Below are 6737 nucleotides of genomic sequence, written 5' to 3' on the forward strand. Positions count from 1 at the left end.
CCGCCCCCGCTCCGCCGGCCCCGTCGCCGATCGGCACGCCCCGGCCGCTGCCGCCCGCGCCGCCGGCCGGCCCCGGGCTGAGCCTCACGGCGCAGCCGAACCCCGGCTACGTGGGTGGTCGCGTGGTCCTCACGTACACCGTCCGCAACGGCCGCGAAGGGCTGGCCACCGGTCTGCGGCTCCGCGTCGGCCTGCCCGGGGGCGTGCCCCACGACGGACCGCCGCCGGGCTGCGACAGTGCCTGGGTGTGCGCGCTGCCCGACCTCGCCCCGGGCGCCCGGACCGTCGTCCAGGTCGTCCTCAGCCCCGATCGGGCCGTCACCGGACTGGTGACCGGCTCCCTGACCACCACCGGCACGGACGCCGACCCCGGGGACAACGAAGCCCGTCAGCAGCTGCGGATCCTCCAGCCGCGCATCGTCGCGGTCCCGCCGATCGGCAAGCCCGGCTTCGTCACCTCGGTACGCGGTGAGGACTTCCCGCCCGGCGCGCCGGTGCGGTTCACCTGGCAGCCGGGCATCACGGCCGCGGCGGCGCCGACCGTCCCCGGACCGGACGGCCGGTTCATCGGCCAGCTGCTGATCCTCGCCAAGGACGCGACCGGCCCCCGGGTCATCACCGCGAGCGGCCCCGGCTTCTCCCCGGTACGGACCGACTTCCTGGTCGTCAGCGGCACGGTCCAGCCGCCCAACGAGATGATCCGCCGATGATCCACGAGGTCGACGAGGGGCTGCGCCGACTGCTCGCGGAGTCCGGCCTGGAGGCGTCGGGCGTCGACGTGGTGTTCGACGCGCCGACCCGCGACTGGGCGGCCCGCCGCAGCGCCCCGACGGTGTGCGTGTTCCTGTACGACGTCCGCGAGGACCACTCCCGGCGCGCCAGCGGCGCGGGCGAGGTGTACGACGCGGACGGCTTCCTCGCCGCGCGCCGCGCCCCGGCCCGCTGGTTCGAGCTGACGTACCTCGTCACCGCGTGGGCGAGCCGGCCGCAGGACGAACACCGGCTGCTCTCCCAGGTGCTGAGGTGTCTGGTGTCCACCGACGCGCTGCCCCCGCGCATGCTCACCGGCTCGCTGGCCGAACTCGGCCTCATCGTGGGCCTGGACGGCGGCGGCACCGGGCTCGACGCGCCCGCCGCCTCCGACGTGTGGTCGGCGCTGGGCGGCGAGCTGAAGCCGTCGCTGGGGCTGCGGGTGCGGGCGCCGCTGGCCGGGGCCACCACCGCCGTCGCCCCGCCGGTCACCGAGGGGCTCGTGGTCCGCGCCGCGGCCCGGAGCGCAGCGGAGGAGCCGGGGGCCGCACGGCGCCTGCGCTACACGGAAGTGGCCGAGGCCGGTTCCGAGGGCTTCGGCGGCCCCCGGGAGCGGGGGGCGGCCCCCGCCCGCCGCCGACGCGGGGAGCGGCAGCCGTGACCCGGACCCTGGAACCCGCCGCCGAGACGCCGACCCCGGCCCCGACCCCGTACCTGTGGACGCGGCTGCGGGTCGTCGAGGAGCGGGTGCGCGAGGCCGTCGCGATCCGGCGCGCGCTCGATCCCGACCCGGACGATCCGTACCGCGGCCAGTTCCTCACCCCCGAGGCGGTGGCCCACGTCCTGGACGAGGGGGACCGGCCCGCTCCGCCCGCCCTGCCCGGTCCGGACGCGCCGCCGCCCGGCTCGCCGCTGGCCGTGCTCGCCGCCCGCTTCGCCCTGGCGCCCCTGGACCTGGACCTGCTGCTAGTGGCTCTGGCCCCGGACCTCGACAGCCGCTTCGAGCGGCTCTACGGCTACCTCAACGACGACCTGACGCGCCGCCGGCCCACCGTCGGGCTCGCCCTCGAACTGTGCGGGCAGCGCGGAGTGGCGGCGGCCCGGTTCCGGCTGGCTCCCTCCGCGCCGCTGGTCGCGGGCGGTCTGCTGGAGGTCGGCGAACCCGAACGGCCGCCCCTGTCCCGGGTGCTGGCCGTCCCGGACCGGGTCACCGCGCACCTGCTGGGCGACAACGCGCCCGACCCGCTGCTGACCGGTGTGCTCGGCCGTCCGGCCGGTGATCCGGCCGTCGACCCGGCCGAGCTGCGCCGGGCCGCCGCCGCGACCGGGACCGGCACCGGCCACGTCCACCTGCGCAGCCGGGGCGGCGATCCCGAGGGACTGGCCGTCGCCGCGCTGCGGGCGGGCGGGCTGCCGCCGCTGGCCCTGGACCCGGCGGCCCTGTCCCGTGACCCCCGGGGCGTGCCCGGCGTCGCCCGGGCCGTCGCACGCGAGGCCCGGCTGCTGGGCGCGGGCGTCCTGCTGGGGCCGCTGGAGGAGCTGCCCGACCGGCCCGACGAACGGGCCGGGATCCTGCGCACGCTGTGCGACGCCCTGCGCGGCCTCCCCTTCCTCACCCACGGGACCGGCGGCTGGGAACCGGCCTGGGCGGCCGACACCCCCGTCACCCTGACGGTGGCGGCCCCCGCCCCCGACCGGCAGGTCGCGCGCTGGCGGCACGCGCTGGAGCGGGCCGGCGAGCAGCACGGCGCGAGGGGCGACGAATGCGTCGGAGAGGACGGGGCCGAGGCGCTCGCCCGGTCCGTCGCCGCGCACCGCCTGGACGCCGGGCAGCTGCGGAGGGCCGCCGGCACCGCGGTGCGCACGGCCGCGCTCGACGGCCGCCCGGTCTCCCCCGACGACCTGCGCACGGCCGTCCGGGCCCAGAACGGCGCGGGGCTCGCCCGCCTCGCCCGCCGGGTCGAACCCGCGGTGGGCTGGGACGACCTGGTGCTCCCTGCCCCCACCCACCGCAGTCTGCGGGAGCTCGCGGTGCGCGCCCGCCACCGCGAACAGGTGCTCGGGCAGTGGGGCATGCGCCCCGGCGGCGGGCGGGGGCGCGGGGTGATCGCGCTGTTCGCGGGTTCGTCCGGTACCGGCAAGACGATGTCGGCCGAGGTGGTGGCGGCCGACCTGGGCATGGACCTGTACGTGGTGGACCTCTCCACGGTGGTCGACAAGTACGTCGGTGAGACCGAGAAGAACCTGGAGCGGATCTTCACCGAGGCCTCCGCCGTCAACGCGGTGCTGCTGTTCGACGAGGCGGACGCGATCTTCGGCAAGCGTTCGGAGGTCAAGGACGCCCACGACCGTCACGCCAACATGGAGTCGGCGTACCTGCTCCAGCGGATGGAGTCCTTCGACGGCATCGCCGTCCTGACCACCAACCTGCGCGCCAACCTGGACGAGGCCTTCACCCGCCGCCTGGACGTGATCGCGGACTTCCCGGTGCCCGACGCCGACCAGCGCCTCGCCCTGTGGGACCGCTGCCTGGGCGACCGGGTGCCCCGGGGCGACGACCTCGACCTGCGCTTCTGCGCGGACCGGTTCGACCTGGCCGGCGGCTCCATCCGGGCCTGCGCGGTGACCGCCGCGTACCTCGCCGCCGAGTCGGGTGGACCGCTGACGATGGCCCAGGCGGTGACGGCGGTCGCGCAGGAGTACCGCAAGCTCGGCCGGCTGGTGCTGGAGGGCGAGTTCGGACCGTACGTGGCCCAGGTCACGCGGGTCTGAGCCGGTCGGCCGGCGGGCCGTCGCGGTGGGCCGTCGCAGCGGGCTGTCACGGTGAGCCGTCGCGGTGGGCCCGGGAGGGCCGGGGAGGGCAGCGCCCTTGCCCCCGGGCAGGTCCCCCGGTCCCTCCCGCCCGTGACGGCCCGCCGGAAAGGCTGGGGACGGGGCGCGACGGCGCGCGACCGGGTCCGTCGACGGCGTTCTGCCGTCAGCCGTCTTCCGTCCGCCGTCAGCCGTCCGCCGAACCAGGCCGGAGATCCACCGAAGACCGTCCACCGAACACCGGTGACACGAAGGAGCGAGCATGCCGACGTACCTCACCCCGGGGGTCTACGTGGAGGAGGTGCAGTCCGGTGCCCGCCCGATCGAAGGGGTGGGCACCGCCGTCGCCGCGTTCGTCGGGTTCGCCCGGACCGGCCCGTTCCACGAGCCCACGCTCGTCACCAGCTGGGACCAGTACTCCCAGCACTTCGGCGGGTTCGCCGAGGGCGCCTACCTGCCCCACGCGGTCTACGGGTACTTCGCCAACGGCGGCGGCGCCGCGTACGTCGTCCGGGTCGGCGGCTCCGACCGGGACAGCTCCGCGCCCGCCGCCTCGGCCCCCGAGCAGCGCGCGGCGGAACCCGTCGAGCTCGGCGGGTTCCTGTTCGCGGCCCGGCCGGGCATCACCGGCGTCTCGGTGGAGATCGCCGACGCGGAGGGCGAGAACCCGCCCGAGGACCGGTTCAGGCTGCTGGTCCACCGCGACGGGGCGGTGGCCGAGACCTTCGAAGTGTCGGCCCGCCGGAACGTCAAGGGCTACCTCGTCACCCAGGCCCGCGGCTCGGCGCTGATCGAGGTCACCGAGCAGCGCGGCACCGCCCAGGGCCGGCCCGCGAACCGGACCGCGGCCCTGCCCGACGCCCCCGCCGCCGTGCCCGCCCCGGCCGCCGGCCAGGGCGCGGTGCCCCGGCTCGACCCGGCCGAGTACGTCGGCGACGCGGCGGCCCGCACCGGGCTCGGCGGCCTGGAGACGATCGACGAGATCACCATGGTCGCGGTACCCGACCTGATGGGCTCCCACCAGCGCGGGGACATCGACGCCGAGGGCGTGCGCACCGTCCAGCTCGCCGTGATCTCGCACTGCGAGCAGATGGGCGACCGGGTCGCCGTCCTGGACGCCCCGCCCGGACTCTCCCCGCAGCAGGTGCGGACCTGGCGCAACGACGAGGCGGGCTACGACTCCCGCTACGCCACCCTCTACTACCCGTGGATCCGGGTCTTCGACCCGGCCGCCGGGCGCAACGCCACCGTCCCGCCGAGCGGCCACATCGCCGGCGTGTGGGCGCGCAGCGACGCCGAGCGCGGGGTGCACAAAGCCCCCGCCAACGAGGTGATCCGCGGCGCGGTCGACCTGGAACTGCGCCTGAGCAAGGGCGAGCAGGACCTGCTCAACCCGATCGGGGTGAACTGCGTCCGGGCCTTCCCCGGCCGGGGCATCCGGATCTGGGGCGCCCGCACCCTCTCCTCCGACCCGGCCTGGCGCTACCTGAACGTGCGCCGCCTCTTCAACTACCTGGAGGAGTCCATCCTCCTGGGCACCCAGTGGGTGGTCTTCGAGCCGAACGACGACCGGCTCTGGTCGAGCATCCGGCGCAACGCCACCGCGTTCCTCACCGAGGAGTGGCGGCGCGGCGCGCTGTTCGGGCGGACGGCCGCGGAGGCGTTCTACGTCAAGTGCGACCGGGACAACAACCCGCAGGAATCGATCGACCAGGGCCGCGTGATCTGCGAGATCGGCGTGGCACCGGTCAAGCCGGCCGAGTTCGTGGTGTTCCGGCTGGCGCAGTTCTCCGACAGCACCAGCCTCGTCGACGAGTGACCCGCAGTTCCGGCGGTCCCGGGACCGCCGGGACGATCAGCAAGGAAAGGTGACAGACAGTCATGGCAGAGGGCGATGCTCTTTCCACCCATATCTTCGGCGTCCAGCTCGGTGGCTACCTGGTCGAGTCGATCCAGGAGATCAGCGGCCTGACCGTCGAGGAGGAGGTCGTCGAGGTCCGGCAGGTCAGCAAGGACGGCAAGCAGATCATCCGCAAGCAGCCCGGCGCCCGCCAGGCCGGCGAGGTCACGATCACCCGGGGACTCGACAAGAGCAGCGAGTTCACCAAGTGGATCACGGAGACCCTGAACAACGGGGCCGTCGACACCGCGCGGCAGAACCTCACCATCGAGATCAAGGACTCCACGGGCGAGACCATCCGGCGCATCCAGCTGATGAACGGCTGGGCCTCCAAGTGGGAGGGCCCCTCCCTCAAGGCCGGCGAGTCCGCCGCGGCCACCGAGTCCGTGACCATCGTGTTCGAAGAGATCATCGTAGAGTGAGGCGACGTACGGTGACGGCGGGCAGCCTGGAGGAGATCCTCCGGGCCACGGAGCCCGCCCCGGCCACGGCCCAGACCTCCGCCCCGGCACCGCCGACGGCGCCCCTCGCCGGCGCTCCGGCGCGGCGCGAGGAGCACGCACTGCGCACGGAGTTCGAGTTCGAACTGCCGCGCGGGTACGTGGACGAGGCGGGCACCCTGCACCGGCACGGCTCGATGCGCCTGGCCACCGCGCGCGACGAGCTGCGGCCCCAGATCGACCTGCGGGTCAAGGAGAACCCGGCGTACCTGAGCGTGGTGCTGCTCAGCCAGGTCATCACCCGGCTCGGCACCGTCACCGACGTGCACGCCGGGGTCGTGGAGCGGATGTACGCGACCGACGTCGCGTTCCTCCAGGACTTCTACCGGCGCGTCAACAGTGAGGGCCACACCCGGGCGGCGGTCACCTGCCCGCACTGCGAGGGCGCCTTCGAGGTCGACCTCTCCGGTGGGCGCCTGGGGGAATCGTGACGTACGCGCTCCCCCGGCTCAGGGAGGAGATCGCGTACATCGCCTACCACTTCCACTGGCAACGCGACGAGATCCTCGACCTGACCCATGCCGAACGCCGGCAGTGGGTCACCGAGATCGCGCAGATCAACTCCCGTATGAACGAAGGAGGTTGAGAAAATGGCGTGGCGGGACAGGGTGCGCCGACGCGGCGCCGTGCGGGACGCCGCGGGTGCGGGTCCGGAAGCGGGCGCGGGCGCGGGCGCGGTTCCGGACGCGGCGGGTGCGGTCCGGGAGGCCGCCGCCGACCGTGGCCCGGGCGTGCCCGCGGACTGGGACGGCGGTTGGCGCCGCACCGCGCCGGCC

At 75.2% G+C, this 6737-nt stretch carries 7 protein-coding genes and 1 pseudogene; all 8 read left to right on the plus strand.

The window, feature by feature from the left end; all coding sequences use genetic code 11:
- A pseudogene (locus BI06_RS48670) lies at window positions 1–710 on the plus strand (hypothetical protein); the annotation flags it as partial.
- Window positions 707–1411, plus strand: coding sequence for a DUF4255 domain-containing protein (locus BI06_RS32515; protein ID WP_030394854.1), 705 nt, complete (start codon window positions 707–709; stop codon window positions 1409–1411). The pseudogene BI06_RS48670 and the gene BI06_RS32515, both read left to right, overlap by 4 nt.
- On the plus strand, window positions 1408–3522 hold the full coding sequence (locus BI06_RS32520; protein ID WP_043474352.1) for an ATP-binding protein: 2115 nt from the start codon (window positions 1408–1410) through the stop codon (window positions 3520–3522). Before BI06_RS32515 ends, BI06_RS32520 begins: the two co-directional genes overlap by 4 nt.
- A gap of 301 nt (window positions 3523–3823) precedes the next feature.
- Complete coding sequence (locus tag BI06_RS32525; protein ID WP_043474354.1) at window positions 3824–5380, plus strand: phage tail sheath family protein; 1557 nt, start codon at window positions 3824–3826, stop codon at window positions 5378–5380.
- Window positions 5381–5442: 62 nt separating this feature from the next.
- Window positions 5443–5883: a phage tail protein gene (locus tag BI06_RS32530; RefSeq protein ID WP_030394851.1), complete on the plus strand. Its 441-nt coding sequence runs from the start codon at window positions 5443–5445 to the stop codon at window positions 5881–5883.
- Complete coding sequence (locus tag BI06_RS32535) at window positions 5880–6392, plus strand: hypothetical protein (protein ID WP_043474356.1); 513 nt, start codon at window positions 5880–5882, stop codon at window positions 6390–6392. Before BI06_RS32530 ends, BI06_RS32535 begins: the two co-directional genes overlap by 4 nt.
- Window positions 6389–6547, plus strand: a complete 159-nt coding sequence (locus BI06_RS52610; RefSeq protein WP_167349762.1) for a DUF6760 family protein — start codon at window positions 6389–6391, stop codon at window positions 6545–6547. The genes BI06_RS32535 and BI06_RS52610 overlap by 4 nt, the downstream gene beginning before the upstream one ends.
- A gap of 4 nt (window positions 6548–6551) precedes the next feature.
- On the plus strand, window positions 6552–6737 hold a 186-nt coding region (locus tag BI06_RS52945; protein WP_369826285.1), incomplete at its 3' end, for a hypothetical protein.

Source organism: Kitasatospora sp. MBT66, assembly GCF_000710405.2.
Taxonomy (GTDB): Bacteria; Actinomycetota; Actinomycetes; order Streptomycetales; family Streptomycetaceae; genus Kitasatospora; species Kitasatospora purpeofusca.